The organism is Bacillus sp. z50, assembly GCF_058313585.1.
In genome coordinates this window covers 145,722-162,090 of the sequence record NZ_JBZFQL010000002.1, presented here as the reverse complement: position 1 = coordinate 162,090, position 16,369 = coordinate 145,722, and the positions used below count along the sequence as shown (strand labels likewise).

Genomic DNA, 16,369 nt, shown 5'->3' with positions numbered 1-16,369 from the left:
TTCTCTTAAATTTCACAAATTGGACTAGTTAATGAATGACTGAATAGAAATACATCTTTAGGATAATGAATTAAATGCTTAAATATTGGAAGGAGTATTGTGAGAAAATGAACTATACAATTTTTAAAGATTACGAAGAAATGTCCACATCCGCGGCTGAAATAATCATACAAGAAATCAATGAAAAACCAAACCTTTTTATAGGTCTCCCTGCCGAAAATAGTCTAAGGCGAGTATTGGAGATATTAGCGAACCAATATTCATTGGGGTTGGTTGATTTTTCAGAGTGCCGTTTTGCAGTTATGTATGAATGGATGGGCAGAAGCACTTATGATGAAGGCAGCTGCAATCAATTCCTCTATAAAGAATTTTTTTCTAAAGTTAATGTCAAAGCTTCACAATTGGTTTTTTTTAACGGAAAATCTGAGATACCTCATAAGGAATGTAAGAGAATTGACAATGATATTATTAAAAACGGGGGATTAGATTTAGTCCTATTGGGAATTGGCGGAGATTGCAAGATTGGTTTTATTAGTCCCAGTAGTTCTTTTTCTTGTTATTCACATGTTCGCCGCATAGGAGATAAGGATTATTATAATCAGTCTGATACACAGGATCTGCCTGCAGCTTACTTGGTAGGATATAAACATATAATGGGAGCACGGGAAGTTATTGTGTTGGCGAATGGTTTGCATAAAGCGCAAATAATCAGGAAAACGTTAAAGGAGAATTTACATTTACATACACAAAAGAAAGTTTTACACCAAAATACAACTTTCTTATTAGATCAGGAAGCTGGAAGCTTATTAAGGGTTTAAAAAACGTACATGGTATAAAAATCAATATTAAGTAAAATAATCAGTCAGCGTTATTACATACCATTTTCTGAATATTCATTATACTATTTATCGGTTTTGAATCAGTGAAGAGGTCGGATAATCGTTTTTTGTATTAGTGATAAAATACGATTTTGTCTTTCATTTTTGAATCACGCCCATTGTTACACTCAGGTTAATTATAATGTTAACTTGTCAAAATATAACGATTGATAAGTAGTAACCATGAATCATGAATAATTATGTAAATAAGCTAATTAAAAATCAGTGCGAATGTACCTATGATATTTTTATATATATTGTTAAAATATGGGTAACAACTGGTACCGGCTTCAAATTAATCTCAAGTGGAGGAGATAAGATGAAGAGAGAAGTGCAAGTTATACCATATCATATTGATCAACAGCTTGATTCAGTCAATGAGGTGCCAAAGGGCATTGAAATGATTGAAGCCCCTGAAATCTGGAATGTTACGATGGGTGAAGGTGTAACCATTGCAGTGTTGGATACTGGTTGTGATGTGAACCATCCTGATTTGGCAAAGCAAATTATTGGCGGCCGGAATTTTACTACAGACGATGATAGTGACCCTGATAAATTCCAGGATTATAACGGGCATGGTACACATGTGGCGGGAACAATTGCAGCCACGCAAGATAAAAGTGGGGTAGTTGGGGTTGCTCCAGCTGCCAAGCTGCTTATTCTGAAAGTATTGGATAAGGATGGCTTCGGTGAATATGACTGGATTATTAACGGGATTCTTTATGCAATCGAGCAAAAAGCAGATATTATTTCTATGTCTCTAGGGGGAACAGAAGATGTACCTGAGCTGCATGAAGCAATTAAGAAGGCAGTAATGAATAATATTGCAGTTATTTGTGCCGCAGGCAATGATGGAGATGGTAATGAAGAGACGGAAGAGCTTTGCTATCCGGCAGTTTACAACGAAGTCATCAGTGTTGGCGCAATTGATCTCGAACACCGGTCATCCCGATTCTCTAATTCGAATAAGGAGATTGATTTGGTAGCACCTGGTGAGAAAATTCTATCCACTTATTTGAACGGAAAATATGCGACTTTAAGTGGAACATCTATGGCTACGCCTCATGTGGCAGGAGCAATGGCTCTTATTAAGGTTATGACCAATAACAGCTTTGAACGTAACTTAAGTGAGCCGGAAATATATGCACAATTAATAAAGAGAACAATACCGCTTGGGAACTCACCTAAATTAGAGGGAAATGGCTTGCTGTATTTGACAGCCCCTGACTATTTAACAGAGCTGGTTAATAAACTGTCCTTAGATGATGCTATAAATATGTAGATTGTTGACAGTACAAAAGTATTCTTGAATCGTTAAAAAGATTTATGATGCGAATGAGAAGATTTGAAAAGCTTCATTATAACAGTGATAGTAAGATTGGCCGCGTAACCATAAAAAGGACCGCCACACTGAATAGCTAGCTCAGTATGGCAGTCCTTTCGTTTATGTAGGAAATGGATTAGCATTCTTTTTTAATGATGACGATTGATATGGTTTGTGTTGAAGATGCGCCAGCCTCTGTGAGTCAATGCGCCAATAAAGGAAATGAAGAGGAGAGCGCCAGTCCAAATTTCAAATTGTTCAGGAACATAGTTGAAAACGGAAAATGCTAGATTCTCAACTTTAAGGCTAAAAGATAAAATAAGTACAAACAAGCCTATCATTAACAGTTCTTTAAATAAATTAATAAGTTTAATGTTGTTCTGATCCCAGCGAATAAGAAAGAGAGCAATCGCTAGGGCGCCAAATAAATTCCAATCCAATGTCTCCACTCCTTTATTAGTTATTCTTTTAATATATGAAAAATGATTGGTGGGCAGGGCGGATAAAGGGCTTCATTAACGAATGCCAATCATTTAGGGGTACATCGTGAAAATGGATAATTTTGTATTCATTATAAAGGTAGACAAACTTCAGTGGCAATATATATTTTAAGGCAGGAATACGGTTTTAGATGTAGAAATGTTAATGAAGAGGGAATTAAGAATGTCAGGGAGTGGCAATATGGATTATAAGAATTTATACTTTACAGATAGTTTTTTTTCATCTGGCCAAAAAGATATTTATACAAGGGATGAACACATTGTTGGTAAATTAGATTTAAAAAGTGCCTTTACTTCCACAATCGATGTATTAGATTTGAAGGGAAATATTTTGATTAGCGGCAAATTCCCGCTTTTCAGCAACAGGTGGATCGTTACAAATCAAGAGGGGGATGAACTTGGCTTCGTACGTGCAAGATTTAGCTTTTTTGCCAAAAAATACGAGTACACAGCTCATAACCGGGGAGTATTCCGCATTGATTCAGAAACCTTTTCCAAAAGATATGAAATCCTCAGTGAAAAAGGAAAGCAAGTTGGCCGATTTAGAAAAGTCAACTCCATCTTATCAAGTCCTGCCTATGAATTATCTAAAACTTCCAATGAAATCGAAATAGGTGAAATGATAGCTGTTGTCATGGGTGTAAATGCTATTCAAAAAAGGAGTCATTCGGCTGCGAACAGTACCGTATAAACGAGAGATTACTCTTTAAAACTTTAATTGATAGAACTAAAAGAGTAAATAGAGGTGACTTAGCCAGAATGATTGAACGCGATAATAATTGAAGTGCCTCCAATAAGTAATTGAACAATAAAGTTGAAGGCACCATGATAGGTTTTTAATATATCTAATTGGATAATCTTAATAAGTGTTATCATGGTAATAATGGGACAGACAAAATAAGCGAGCTGGGAAAAAGAAAATGTCCAATCCTGAAGTAAGGACTCTGTTAATAAGGGTAAAAGGATAAATAAATTCATAGCTGTGACTCCATATAAGGATTTTATCGTTATCATCCTTAACCTCCGTTAAAAATTTTCATAATCCATATTAGTATATGATTGAATTTACAAAAAAGTAGTAGAAATTAAGAGTAACAATTTTTAATCAAACAAATGCTATGAGACTAAAATGAACTCTGTAAGCGAGATTATATGGGTTCATTCTAGTTTTTTTTATGTTCTTCTAAGTGACCAACGATTCGTTCCAGAATACTAACCCTTCATGACTTTTCTTTTTTAAAGGCTGTTTTCGTGATGGTTATACCAAATGGGGGTTGATATATTAAGCTTAAAGAGGGAATAACGATATTTTTTATAGTAGACTGAAGATCCGTTAGCATATTTAAGTTGTTGCAACTTAATATTTGATAACTGCCTCAATTGGTTTCGCTGGCTTAAATTAGGAAAGAGTTTAGGTGTGGAAAACACGTATAGACACAACTACATACAAGCTCAAAAATGTCAAAGATCCCCAATATCTTTTATACATTGAATCCCCCATCTAATTAAAATACTACAAGTATTTATATCACATTTCTCTTTGTATTTATTGGATTTTTTCACTTTATTTTCCTCTAATTTGGGTTTTCGCACTCAACCTTTGACTACTAACAACAAACTATACGAAAAGCCTTTATAAAGGGTAAAATCCTTTGTAGCTTTTCTGTCATACGAATTAATAAGATGACCTATTAAATACTTTAGAAAGGAAGAGTTAATATTTTACGATTATTGAAGTGTCTGATAAAATTTATGTAGCCAGACGACTATAATAGGAGGGATAGAATGGATACAACCTTGGATAAAGCTGCCATGATCAAAGAATATATCGTGGAAAATCGCCAGTCCTTTAGCGATATGTTATTATCTGAAGCAGTAAATGTCAGGCGGAAAATAGAAGAAATCTTACTGATTGGCAATATTGATTTGATAAATAACGCCCATAAACTGGTTATATACGTTCTTGACCAGGAGAAGAAAGAAGTTATTGATTTTGCTAAGCAAGAAGGCATAGCTTGGGCTACTCATTCCCTTACTTTGAATTTTAAATTGGAATGGGTACAGGCAATAAGAAGAACGATGTGGGCATTTATCAATCAATTTGTTCAACAATCAGAAGAATCTTTTAATATGGAAGATTTTTTTATTATGGAAAAACAAATTAACAATCAAATTGATAGTTTCTTGAATACTTTCTTTATCAGCTATTCGAATTATAAAGATATATTAATTGAAAAGCAGACTAAAATGGTTGAAAATTTATCCGTCCCGATTATACCGATCACACCGACGATTTGTATCTTACCACTAATCGGTGTATGGGATGATAATAGGTCCAAAATTATAGAAAAGAAAGCGTTACAAGCAGTTGGAGAACACCATATCCAAACCTTAATTATTGATTTATCCGGTATAGCTGAGATGGATCCTGATGTTATTGATCAATTAATGAAGTTAATTGAGGGTACTTCAATGATGGGGTGTGAATCCATTATCACAGGACTTCGCCCCGATATTGTACAGCAAATTATCCATATGGGGATTAATTTTGAAAACAAAGCTACTACAATGGGCAGTCTTCAACAAGCTATCAAAAGATTTCTTTAAAACTTTTAAGTAAAAGAAAAGTAGGCCCTGAAAATTCAGGACCTACTTTTTTTGAAATAGCTGGTTAAATAAATAATAATAAACTAATTGCCATTAACGCCATCCCTGCTATCAACCCATAAATGGCATGGTGACCTTCATCATACTTTTTAGCTGCAGGTAATAATTCATCCAACGAAATGAATACCATAATCCCTGCAACCGCCGAAAAGATAATTCCAAACAACATATCAGTTAAGAATGGCATTAACAGTAAGTAAGCTACTAGAGCACCGACTGGCTCTGCCAATCCGGAGAGAAATGAAAGTTTAAAGGCTTTTCGTTTGTCCCCGGTCGCAAAATAGATAGGCACGGCAACCGCTATCCCCTCGGGAATATTGTGAATAGCGATGGCGACTGCAATAGCAATTCCTAAGCCAGGATCCTGTATTGCTGATGTAAATGTAGCGATACCTTCCGGGAAATTGTGAATACCAATTGCCAAAGCGGTAAACACACCCATTTTCATAAGCTCATCACTATGAATTTCACTTCGCGGCTTATTCATGTCCTCCACTTTTTTTGGTTCATGAGGATTCCCTTGCTTTGGGATAAAACGGTCAATTAAGGCGATAAGTAAGATACCGCCAAAAAAACCAACCACAGTCATTGTATAGCCCTTTTCATAGCCTAAAGCACTGACAAGAGAATCTTTTGCCTTAACAAAAATTTCAACCATTGAAACATAAATCATGACGCCGGCAGAAAAGCCAAGGGAAACGGATAAAAATACTTTATTGGTACGAGATGTTAACAGAGCAATCAAGCTCCCGATTCCTGTTGCTAAACCAGCCATGAGTGTTAATGCAAAGGCAAATAAAATAGTTTGATCCATTATGAAAACCTCTCTAACCTTATAACTTAAACATAGTGTACCTTTTTGAATCAAGTAAAATCAAAATATAACTCTATAGATTATAATTCTATACTCTAATTAATATGTTCGTCAAAAGTATATTGTTCATAAAAAATTGAATCTTTAAAATAAATTAGGTATTATAAATTATTACTTCTATTTTGAAAAATATGGAGGATGAAACATTTGGATACTTCTAAAATTACATTAGCTAGTTATTCCGACGAATATATAGAAGGTATAAGAGATTATAAGCTACCCCCTGAACAATATCTATTTACATCATATCCGCTCGAAGCATTAGAACAAGTATATCAGGGTTGTGATAAGTTTCCAGTGTTGATTCTTAATAACGGAAAGGCAGTCGGCTTTTTCTGTTTATACAGTGGCAAAAGGGTGGCTGAAGTGACGACAAACCATAGAGCACTGTTATTAACCAGTTTTTCAGTTAATTATAAATACCAAAAGAGAGGGTTTGCCAAACAAGCATTATACTCGATCTCCAACTTTATCAAAAATCATTTTGAGGAAATTGATGAAGTTGTTCTGCTAGTGAATATGAAAAATATCCCTGCTCAATCCTTATACATAAACTGCGGCTTTAAGGATATGGGGGAGAGGAGGATGGGGAAAAGAGGAGAACAAATGGTTTTGCATTTGAAGATTTAAAGGGGATAAGAAATGGAGGAGTTTAAATGGATTTTGTAGAATTAGAAACTAAGCGTTTACAATTAGTAAGATTAAATACCTCTCATCTAAACCAGTATTTTACGATCATGTCTAAACAAGAAGTAATGGAGTATTATGGGATGGAGCCTTTGACCAAAAAGGAAGATGCTGCTTTAATTTTTGCAACTCTGGATAGAGGGCTGGCACTTGGGCAATCCATAAGGTGGGGTATTACTTTAAAGGAATCTGGTCAGTTAATTGGTACAGTTGGCTTAAATAATCTTAGTTTAAAAAGCAAACGTGCCGAGATTGGGTATGAGATTCATCCGGATTTTTGGCGGTTAGGATATGCAACAGAAGCTATTATATCAGTAGTAAACTATTCCTTTCATCAACTTGATTTATTCCGGATAGGGGCTATTACGTATCCGGCTAATACTTCATCTAATCATTTGTTGCTGAAAATGGGTTTTACATTAGAAGGGACACTTCGAGGATATTTATATCAGAGAAATCAATCACATGATGCCTATGTATTTTCAATTACGAAACCGGAATGGAAACACTGATAAATACTCCGCTGTATTATTTTTCGGCGGTTGGACGTATACAGACATTAATAAAGAAAATAACGGAACTTATTGAAAAAGTCCCGTTATACTTCTAAGTTAATATCCTTATAACCCAAACATGATTTGTGTTATTTTCCGTTTCCTTTTTCGCCTGGATTTTATTGTATCAAGTGCAATCGGCTTAGAAATAGCGGGAGGTTTTTTTGTTCCGCTTAATTGGGTCTCAAGATGATCCATTCGAGTTGTTAGTTCATTTACGATGGACAGTAAATCCTCAAGTTCATTTCGATGTTGGAGTAGCTGGATGGACACAACACCATCCGCTTTTTTATACAGTTTTAATTCAAGTTCATTAACTTTTAGTTTTAGTTTCTCTACCTCTTCGTTATTTGGATGAGAGAGCATTTGAACGGATTGAATTTGATCTTGATTATGATAGTGTTCCAATTGGCTGAATTCTTCCTTTGTAAAGATAAAGTGCCCTTTAGAATTTCTGGCAGGTTCAATAGATAGGTGTTTAACCCAACGTTTAACTGTACTCGATGAAACTCCTAAGATTTTAGCTACTTCGTTTGTATTCATTTTTAATACCACCTTTAGATTTTACTTCTTGCGTCGAAAACTCCACCATTTCTTTTCTGCTGGAACCATATCCTTTTCCTTTAAAGTCTGTTTATCTTGCTTATTTTTTTCTGTTTTGACTTTTCCCTTTTCCTTTGTTTTATTCTTTTTAACGTCTTTAAATTTCACTGTTTTTGGTTTTTCTAATTCTTTTGTAGGTGCCGCATCTCGGAAGCTCATGACCATTTGTTTAAAAGCTTCCTCTCGTTGACGGATGTCATTTCGATACTGGTCTAATTCATTATTCATCGTTTCGAAATACTGCTCGCGATCCTGATACATGGCCTCTGTTACACTTTTAATTTCTTGTTGTGTTTCAGTTACGGACGCAGAGAGGTCTGCAAGTAAGTCACGATAACCATCTGCGGCCGCTTCGGATATCCGTTTGGAAAACGATTCAAAGGCTCCCTCTGAAGACCTCGCAATGGTGGTCGTTAGTGCTCCGAATGTTTCGGATGTACGCTCTGATGCTTTTGAAACATTTAGAGAAAGTTTTCGTAACTCTCCGTTTGTTTTTATATTGGATCGTTGAATCGTTTTCGATAGGCCTTTAATCGTATCAATTGAACCTTGTGAAATTTCTTTTTTTACCTCTTCAATCATAAGGTTCCGATTATTTCGTAACTCTGCTGACATTTCTTTCATTAAATTATTCTTATAATCATCCATGGCTACCAAGAAATCCTCCATCCTTGGTTCAGCTGGTTTTTCTACAACAGCCAAAGAGGTTCCGGAATCTTCAGAAGGGGGTTCTGAAACAGGCTGTTTTTCTTGAGTTAAATGTTTTTGTAGCATGTCCTTAATAATTTCCTTACTAAGATTTTTATCACGCATTTCCTTTATTCTTTTTAAAATTGAAATTTCAACTTCAGTATAAAAACGGGCTCCCTGTTTAGAACGCGGAATAATTAATACGCCATTTAAGTCCTTTTCCCATTGGCGGATTGTTCCTGCAGGTACATTTATTCTCCGTGAAACTTCTTTAATGGAATATGCTCGTAAGATTTGATTATCTTTCATAATTAACAATCCTTTCCCTTTGTCGTTTAGGTATATTTGTATCTTTCTAATACATGTATTCTTCACAGGCAATATACTTTTCCTGCTGCATGACAAAAGCTATCAAAACAAGTTGTATTTCTTCAGAGTCCTTGTTTTTATGTTCATTTCGGGAGGTTTACCTATCTAAAAACAGAGAATGCTGGGAAGGATTCATAATACGGACGAGGCATGGCAATTATATGCACGATAAAGGGGGAAACAGGATAGGTTGAAATATTTTGCGGTAGAAAAAAGTGAAGTTTGTAGCTTAACAGTAAAAAGGTGTAGGACAAAAAAAGCAAATAAAAAAACCCTCAGCAAGTACCTGAGGGCCAAACATTAAGAATGTTCTTTTACAAAGTTATAAACAGAATATCCTAGCATTGCCATTCCGATAAAGAAGACAAACCCGCCTAACAAAACTCCGTTGGAAATACTCTCAAGAACGGTTGTGTTGGAGTATACCTCAATACCATTTGGCTGTATGCTTCCGGAAACTTTAAAATGTCCTATAACAGCAAAAATAATGGAAAGTATAAATAACCCGTATGTTTTTAATTTCATTTGAACCCCACCCTTTGTAGGAATAGTAAAAAAATTTAAATTGTTACAATTATCGTAACAGATTGTGTATATTTTGTGAACAAATAATGCTTAATTATTTTTTTGTTAAGATATCCTTAATTACGCAGGGCTGATTTCCAGGAATTCATTGTTTGTTGAGCATAAAATTTACGGAAGTAAAAAGGTGAAAAATGAATCATTTAGATTTTGTTATTAGCAATCGGTGCAGTGATGTATTTAGTTTGCGAAAGTAAAACCCAAAGGATCTTATATAGTAGCGAAAGTTGGCGTTGCTAATTTAGAGGGGATACTTTCTTTGAAAAGGTATCCAAATTAATGAAATCAAAAAAGATGTTCATGAGAAAAGGCCAGAGGGCATTTGGCCTCTGACCTGTTTTTTTTCATGGGCTTTCAATTTATGCTAAGATGATTTACTGTCTTTCCAATTTGATAGTAGTAGTTGTTCCCATAGCTGATGCTTCATAGGAAATCACACCATCTTTATAAGTGAAATCTTTAGTGTCAGCACCAGATGCTAACAAGGCACTGTCAGTTTTTTCTTTATCATTTTTAGATGTCCATTCATATTCATTAGTGGATTTAGTTGGCGCTTCATATGTGCCAGACCAGTACAATGATTTTGTTTCCCCTTTATCACTGATCCAGTTGATTTCAATTGTGCCATCTGCAATAGTGGCTTCCTGCCAAGCTTCATCAGAATTGCTATTAATTTGAACCCATGTACCTGAAAGATCTAGTGGTTTAGCAGGTGTATATCCCTCCTGTTTACTACTAGATGAACCGCCACATGCAACTAACCCCGTGCACATTACAAGTGCAAGTATTATGAAAAAAAATTTCTTCATGTTTTTTTTCCTTTCTCACGTAAGATACCTATTTTTGTAATTACATTTTAATGAACATCAGGGAAGAAAGAAATAGTTTTATGCCTTTTGGTAATAAGTTACATTTTCTTGATGACTGCGCTAAGGCAAAGAGAATTCGAATACTTACGGATTAGGCCAAAGAAACTTCCGAATGTCCCTATTGCCAGAATGAATGTATAAATAAAACACAGGAAATGTTTAAATTTATCAGTTAACCACCATAACATTCCGCATTATCTAATAATATGACTGGAGGGGAATAGCTCTATTTGATTGATGAACCTCAGGAAATATAGATAGGATGCAATTATAAGAAGTTAATTGCAATCTTTATTTTTGTATAAATTCATCCTTAAATGAGGCTCTTTTGTTGATAAGCGGCATTAAACGTACTATAGAAAGAGGAATTACACAGTATTTGTTGAAATATAAAGAAGTAATCAGGCAATATATATATTGTTTTTTAGAGTAATGTCTACAGTGGAAGCTACATGAGTATGAATCAAGGGGAGATATTCAATGGAATTAGCCGCTCCATTCGCGATGGGGAATACAGCAAATATATATCTTTGGGATAATAAGATTATCAAAGTATTTAAAGAGTATTTACCAGCGACGGAAGCAAGGTATGAAGCTAATAAGCAAAAGCTAGTTTTCTCTTTGGGACTTTCTGTTCCAGAAATAGTGGATGTGACAGTAATAGATGGAAAACAAGCAATCATAATGGAGTACATTAAGGGCAGAACATTTGGCAGTATCGTATCTGAAAACATGAGTAAAGCTGAATATTACATGAGTATGTCGATTGATATACAACAGGAAATACATTCGGTTATTGCTGATTCTCTTGAATTCATGACAGATAAATTAATACGCCAAATTGAACAGGCAGCAGTTTTAAAAAGAAAACATAAGGATATTTTGATACAAAAAATGAATGAAATGTCATATGATAAGCGACTTTGCCATGGTGATTTCCATTTATTTAATTTAATCGATTCAGACAATAAAGTAACGATTATTGATTGGGTAGATAGCAGCGTAGGAGATATTCGTGCTGATGTATGTCGGACGTATCTTTTGTATTCAGAAGTTTCAATGGAGTTGGCCGAAATGTATTTGCATCTGTATTGCGTGAGAAGCGGGTTATCAGAAAAGGAGGTTTTGCAGTGGATCCCAATTATTGCTGGAGCAAGATTAGCAGAGCATGTTTCCAAGGGAAAATCTAAACATCTACTGGAAATTGTTCATCAGCAATGTCCGCTATAGGAAGAGATTTATTAAGCTAACCATATGCGTTAGATGGATTTTAATTTACATAATATAATTATGGTTTTGTACTTATATAAAAGTAGACCGTTTAAAAATATAAAAAACTCATCTTAGAGGGTAAGAGAATGGAGGAACCAGTCGATGAGAAACTTTTTTATGGGGATGTTAATTTTCGTTTTACTTCTGATTACAGGTTGTTCAAATAATACAGGTAAAGAAAATGAAGCTAATGCTAATGAATTTCCTCCACATATGAAGGGAGAAGTAATAATTAATGGGATAGAGTATCAGCTGGAAAAAGGAAATTATAAATGGAAAAGGATTAACGGAGAAGAAGAAGAAATGGTGGAAACAGATCACGCCTCTCCTTATCGGATGGCGGACAGCATAGAATCAATTAAGGTTAAATCTAATCAAAAAGCCACTATCCAAATTGACGATAACCCAGATATTAAAATTTATTTATGGAATGAAAAGGGCAGAGGACAAGAAATCGAACATAAAAATAAACAGTTTTATATTCCTGCAAGTAAAGGCCGTTATATATATGAAGTATTAGCTGAATGGAATGATGGAACGATATCTTATACATTTGTGTTAGAAATTGACTAGCATTAAGGTGATCCCAAGAAGTTAGACATGGTTTTCATTAGGCAACTTGGGTAAAATGTGTTAGGTATTACACCGGATTTAATTTTAAATTCGCCTTCATTCGTTTCGTGTTGTAATAGGTTATGATTTTTCTAATTCGATTTTAAAATGCTCTACACATTCAAATTTCTTTCCAATAAAGTAATTCGAGCATTGAACCTTCTTATAATTCACTTTTTGCCCACGGTTCGCTAACTCATCCCGTATACGGCGGTAGCAATAACGTCCAAGCCCTTCATGTTCCTCATAAATCGCTTGAATTTCAGTCTTTAAATCGAAATCTGGGTATGGACGCTCCATCTTCCTTACTAAATTGTAATATGTACCACGTGGGGTGTGTGAAACTGCCACTAGTGCTTTTACCGGGTATTTATACCTTAATTCATAGATGACTTTTACTTTTGTTTGTCGAACTTAAGTGGTACTTTAACCTCATGTATATTTCCTAACATTTCTCTGGAGGATATAGGTACTTTAAACCACCCTCTATCGTTCTCTCTCTAAATTAAACAATATAAATTGATGTAATAATCCTAAAGCGCTTATTAATATATAGGAATATGCGCCTTTACAGGTGTTGATTCTTATACTAAAATATATATTATTTTAATATAGTTTAATACAGGAGATGTGGAAGTTTTTGATTAAATTAGATAATGAAAAGCAAAAATTATACAATAGAAATCTAAATGTTGACATTATTAGAACTATTGCTGTTTTTGCTGTACTCTCAGTTCATTTTTTCTTGAATAATGGTTTTTATTCAGAAAATATTCAGGGAAGAGATATGTTAATTGCTACAATAATGAGAAGCTCTTTTATGATATGTGTACCATTATTTATAATTTTAACAGGCTATCTAATGTGTTATAAGAAATTATCTAAAAGTTATTATTTTGGTATTATAAAAACACTTTCTATTTATGTACTAGCTACAATATGTATATTAATATATCAAGGTATTTTTTTGAAAAGTGAAATTAGTATAAATCAAGGTATTTTTAACATTTTGTCTTTTAAGCAATATTCTTGGTATGTAGAAATGTATATAGGACTTTTTATGCTAATACCTTTCTTAAATTTGATATATAATAATCTTTCAGAAAAAAAACATAAATTATACTTAATTATTACATTATTGATATTGGTTACTATACCAACAATGACAAATATATATGATTTTTTTACAATGAATTGGATTGATAAGCCTAGTATTTCTAATGATTATCAAAAAATATTACCGTTTTGGTGGTCTGGCTTTTACCCATTAGTTTATTACTTTATTGGTGCTTATATTAGAGAATATAAAGACTCAATAAAGTTATCACTCAGAAAGAATTTCTTTGCAATAATTATTTGTATGATAGTATTTGGTCTGTTTTCATATTGGAGATCATATGATTCCAATTTTATATGGGGTATATGGAGTTCATGGGGAAGCGTAGGGAACGTTATTAACTCTGTTTTGGTGTTTATATTTTTTATCAGAATAAATACTAAATCAGTTAATTTAGTTGTAAGAAAAATTTTTAAAGTAATAGCTGATTTGTCTTTTGGAATTTATATAGTCTCATGGATTTTTGACAAACATTTTTATGCGATTCTTAATGCTAATATCGAAAATGTAGGTGACAAAACTCCATATTATTTCATTATAGTACCAGTTGTATTTTGTTGCTCTCTTATTTTATCTTATATTATTAATGTTATCTATAACGTTATTGCAAAAATTGGTAGTAAAATATCTGGAGTAATAAATTTTTGAGGAGCTTATTTAGCTCCTCTTATTTTTTGAATGCACCAGACTTTAATTCTTTAATATAACATGTATTTTAAACTTAAAAACAAGGATGTATAAAAAATGAAACAGTGAAACACTTGAATCTCTTGTAAATACTGAGTGTAACAGATGTAACGCTTATTTTATTATTAAGTAAGATGTTATTTAAAATATGGATACCTCAAATTATTGTATGGGGGATTTAACTTGATATACAGCGGAGATGATAAGATTATTCCTGATTTTCTTGAGCCCATGTCAAAAAATCAGAATATTAAATTGAACTTACTGCTGAGTTAGATGAGCCATTGATTGGTTCGATAGCAGCTCAGTAATTGTCGCGGATGAAGTATTAGCTGAATGGAATGATGGAACGATATCTTATACATTTGTGTTAGATATTGAGTAGCATTAATAAGATTAATTAAAGGGTTTCTTTACTGAGTGAATCGCTCCCTGATATTAAATTTAAAATCTCTATTCCTTCATTATCTTAACCATTAAATGTATAATATATGAGGTATAATAGTAAAGTTGCTTCATTTATACATAGAAACTTGGAGAAACTTAGGGATTGTAACAAAAAGTATTGAAGTAAAAGCTTATTCGTATTACTATTTTTAAGTAGATATATAGTGGAAAGAGAGTGTTCATAATGGGACGTAAATGGAATAACATTAAAGAGAAAAAGGCTTCTAAGGATGCTAATACCAGTCGTATTTATGCCAAATTTGGACGTGAAATATACGTAGCTGCAAAACAGGGTGAACCAAGCCCCGAATCTAACCAAGCATTAAAAATGGTACTTGAACGTGCAAAAACATACAGTGTACCAAAAGCAATTATTGATCGTGCGATTGAGAAAGCTAAAGGCGGAGCAGAAGAAAACTATGATGAGCTTCGTTATGAAGGTTTTGGGCCAAATGGTTCCATGGTGATTGTGGATGCATTAACGAATAATGTTAATCGTACAGCTTCAGAAGTCCGTGCAGCGTTTGGTAAGAATGGCGGGAATATGGGTGTCAGCGGATCTGTTGCCTATATGTTTGATGCTACAGCAGTTTTTGGTATTGAAGGGAAAACATCTGATGAAGTGCTTGAATTGCTAATGGAAGCAGATATAGATGTTCGTGATATCCTGGAAGAAGATGAGGCGGTTATCATCTATGCAGAACCGCATCAATTCCATGCTGTTCAAGAAGCATTGAAAAATGTGGGAATTACAGAATTCACTGTGGCAGAGCTTACCATGCTTGCTCAAAATGATGTAACATTGGATCCAGATGCACAGGCGCAATTTGAAAAAATGATTGATGCAATTGAAGATTTAGAGGATGTTCAGCAAGTTTATCATAATGTTGATCTTGGTGAATAATTTTATTTAATGTCTCTCCGGGGTATTCCTTTGGAGAGACTTTTTGTTTAAAGAAGGGGGATACAAGGTAATAAAATGTTAAAACATTTATTACTGGAGGTTTATCATATGCCCTACAAATCTGTTAGTGAACTCCCAGATTCCGTAAAGGACTCGTTACCGCATCATGCTCAGGAAATATTTAAAGAAGCCTTTAATTCGGCAAGAGAAGAATATGATGAAGAAGAAACAGCTTTTAAAGTAGCCTGGAGTGCGGTGAAAAATAAATACAAGAAAAACGATGATGGCGAATGGGTAGAAAAAGAATAGGCTAATTTAAGAGGAATACTCCTTTCGATTATGGAGTATTCCTTGTTTTTTCATAAAGAATTTTTAAATCATAAAATTTAGGGTGATTTAATAAATGAAGATTATCTGATAAGAGAATTTCTTTTAGGGCATCTTCCTTTGAAATGGGGTAGCCAATGCTTTCTTGTTCAATCCATTGCCTTTGTTCAATAATCAGATAGCTGCCATCTTCCAAGCATGATATTCCTTTATGATAGGATAAGCCATCATTTAGTTGCTCCCAGTAATCTCGTTCAGTTTCTCCTTGAATGGATGCAAATAGTATATGTAATGGGTCATTTCCAAATACTTTAGCCATCTGACAATCTCCTTACATAACCGATTTAAGAATATGATGTCCGAATGATATTCAGCTATACGGCTAATTCCTAATTGTATAAATTTA

Annotated in this window: 19 protein-coding genes and 1 pseudogene; 11 read left to right on the top strand and 9 right to left on the bottom strand. The window is 34.0% G+C overall.

The window, feature by feature from the left end:
• The first annotated feature begins 107 nt into the window (after window positions 1-107).
• Together AC4G3N_RS06635 and AC4G3N_RS06630 are read left to right on the top strand one after the other, a co-directional pair.
• Window positions 108-818 carry a 6-phosphogluconolactonase gene (locus tag AC4G3N_RS06635; protein ID WP_066099884.1) on the top strand — a complete coding sequence of 237 codons (711 nt, stop codon included), beginning with the start codon at window positions 108-110 and terminating at the stop codon, window positions 816-818.
• Window positions 819-1,197: 379 nt separating this feature from the next.
• Window positions 1,198-2,160: a S8 family peptidase gene (locus AC4G3N_RS06630; protein WP_066099880.1), complete on the top strand. Its 963-nt coding sequence runs from the start codon at window positions 1,198-1,200 to the stop codon at window positions 2,158-2,160.
• A gap of 191 nt (window positions 2,161-2,351) precedes the next feature.
• Here AC4G3N_RS06630 and AC4G3N_RS06625 read toward each other — a convergent pair whose 3' ends face one another.
• The gene (locus AC4G3N_RS06625) at window positions 2,352-2,642 is read right to left on the bottom strand and encodes a hypothetical protein (RefSeq protein ID WP_066099877.1); all 291 of its coding nucleotides are present in this window, start codon (window positions 2,640-2,642) and stop codon (window positions 2,352-2,354) included.
• A 241-nt stretch (window positions 2,643-2,883) separates the two neighbouring features.
• On the opposite strand from AC4G3N_RS06625, the gene AC4G3N_RS06620 reads away from it, so the two are divergent.
• Window positions 2,884-3,393 (top strand): LURP-one-related family protein, encoded by a 510-nt coding sequence (locus tag AC4G3N_RS06620; RefSeq protein ID WP_066102213.1) that lies wholly within the window; start codon window positions 2,884-2,886, stop codon window positions 3,391-3,393.
• 59 nt (window positions 3,394-3,452) lie between these two features.
• Here the strand turns inward: AC4G3N_RS06620 and AC4G3N_RS06615 are convergent, their stop codons facing one another.
• Window positions 3,453-3,716 (bottom strand): hypothetical protein, encoded by a 264-nt coding sequence (locus AC4G3N_RS06615; protein WP_066099872.1) that lies wholly within the window; start codon window positions 3,714-3,716, stop codon window positions 3,453-3,455.
• A 771-nt stretch (window positions 3,717-4,487) separates the two neighbouring features.
• Between AC4G3N_RS06615 and AC4G3N_RS06610 the strand changes: the two genes are divergently transcribed.
• Window positions 4,488-5,309: an STAS domain-containing protein gene (locus tag AC4G3N_RS06610; protein ID WP_066099869.1), complete on the top strand. Its 822-nt coding sequence runs from the start codon at window positions 4,488-4,490 to the stop codon at window positions 5,307-5,309.
• A 64-nt stretch (window positions 5,310-5,373) separates the two neighbouring features.
• Here AC4G3N_RS06610 and zupT read toward each other — a convergent pair whose 3' ends face one another.
• Window positions 5,374-6,183 carry a zinc transporter ZupT gene (gene zupT / locus AC4G3N_RS06605; protein WP_066099864.1) on the bottom strand — a complete coding sequence of 270 codons (810 nt, stop codon included), beginning with the start codon at window positions 6,181-6,183 and terminating at the stop codon, window positions 5,374-5,376.
• A 207-nt stretch (window positions 6,184-6,390) separates the two neighbouring features.
• On the opposite strand from zupT, the gene AC4G3N_RS06600 reads away from it, so the two are divergent.
• Both AC4G3N_RS06600 and AC4G3N_RS06595 read left to right on the top strand, forming a co-directional pair.
• Window positions 6,391-6,873, top strand: a complete 483-nt coding sequence (locus AC4G3N_RS06600; RefSeq protein ID WP_175354207.1) for a GNAT family N-acetyltransferase — start codon at window positions 6,391-6,393, stop codon at window positions 6,871-6,873.
• 26 nt (window positions 6,874-6,899) lie between these two features.
• Window positions 6,900-7,442, top strand: a complete 543-nt coding sequence (locus AC4G3N_RS06595; RefSeq protein ID WP_066099858.1) for a GNAT family N-acetyltransferase — start codon at window positions 6,900-6,902, stop codon at window positions 7,440-7,442.
• 108 nt (window positions 7,443-7,550) lie between these two features.
• On the opposite strand, the gene AC4G3N_RS06590 is transcribed toward AC4G3N_RS06595, so the two are convergent.
• The 4 genes from AC4G3N_RS06590 to AC4G3N_RS06575 form a co-directional block, all read right to left on the bottom strand.
• Window positions 7,551-8,027, bottom strand: a complete 477-nt coding sequence (locus tag AC4G3N_RS06590) for a MerR family transcriptional regulator (RefSeq protein ID WP_491089949.1) — start codon at window positions 8,025-8,027, stop codon at window positions 7,551-7,553.
• A 21-nt stretch (window positions 8,028-8,048) separates the two neighbouring features.
• On the bottom strand, window positions 8,049-9,086 hold the full coding sequence (locus AC4G3N_RS06585; protein WP_491089948.1) for a MerR family transcriptional regulator: 1,038 nt from the start codon (window positions 9,084-9,086) through the stop codon (window positions 8,049-8,051).
• A gap of 360 nt (window positions 9,087-9,446) precedes the next feature.
• On the bottom strand, window positions 9,447-9,671 hold the full coding sequence (locus AC4G3N_RS06580; RefSeq protein ID WP_139891144.1) for a hypothetical protein: 225 nt from the start codon (window positions 9,669-9,671) through the stop codon (window positions 9,447-9,449).
• 431 nt (window positions 9,672-10,102) lie between these two features.
• Complete coding sequence (locus AC4G3N_RS06575; RefSeq protein WP_066099846.1) at window positions 10,103-10,537, bottom strand: LptM family lipoprotein; 435 nt, start codon at window positions 10,535-10,537, stop codon at window positions 10,103-10,105.
• A gap of 540 nt (window positions 10,538-11,077) precedes the next feature.
• Here AC4G3N_RS06575 and AC4G3N_RS06570 point away from each other — a divergent pair.
• Complete coding sequence (locus AC4G3N_RS06570) at window positions 11,078-11,827, top strand: aminoglycoside phosphotransferase family protein (protein ID WP_491089947.1); 750 nt, start codon at window positions 11,078-11,080, stop codon at window positions 11,825-11,827.
• A gap of 144 nt (window positions 11,828-11,971) precedes the next feature.
• Window positions 11,972-12,442: a hypothetical protein gene (locus AC4G3N_RS06565; RefSeq protein ID WP_490558327.1), complete on the top strand. Its 471-nt coding sequence runs from the start codon at window positions 11,972-11,974 to the stop codon at window positions 12,440-12,442.
• Window positions 12,443-12,634: 192 nt separating this feature from the next.
• Here AC4G3N_RS06565 and AC4G3N_RS06560 read toward each other — a convergent pair.
• Window positions 12,635-12,892 (bottom strand): annotated as a pseudogene (locus AC4G3N_RS06560) (IS3 family transposase); the annotation flags it as partial.
• A 229-nt stretch (window positions 12,893-13,121) separates the two neighbouring features.
• Here AC4G3N_RS06560 and AC4G3N_RS06555 point away from each other — a divergent pair.
• From AC4G3N_RS06555 to AC4G3N_RS06545, 3 genes are all read left to right on the top strand, one after another.
• Entirely contained in the window at window positions 13,122-14,246 is a 1,125-nt protein-coding gene (locus AC4G3N_RS06555; RefSeq protein WP_491089946.1) for an acyltransferase, read from the top strand.
• A 670-nt stretch (window positions 14,247-14,916) separates the two neighbouring features.
• Entirely contained in the window at window positions 14,917-15,636 is a 720-nt protein-coding gene (locus AC4G3N_RS06550; RefSeq protein ID WP_066099835.1) for a YebC/PmpR family DNA-binding transcriptional regulator, read from the top strand.
• Between the two features lie 108 nt (window positions 15,637-15,744).
• Window positions 15,745-15,945 (top strand): ChaB family protein, encoded by a 201-nt coding sequence (locus AC4G3N_RS06545; protein WP_066102205.1) that lies wholly within the window; start codon window positions 15,745-15,747, stop codon window positions 15,943-15,945.
• Between the two features lie 28 nt (window positions 15,946-15,973).
• Here the strand turns inward: AC4G3N_RS06545 and AC4G3N_RS06540 are convergent, their stop codons facing one another.
• Window positions 15,974-16,282 carry a hypothetical protein gene (locus AC4G3N_RS06540; RefSeq protein ID WP_066099832.1) on the bottom strand — a complete coding sequence of 103 codons (309 nt, stop codon included), beginning with the start codon at window positions 16,280-16,282 and terminating at the stop codon, window positions 15,974-15,976.
• Window positions 16,283-16,369: the final 87 nt, after the last annotated feature.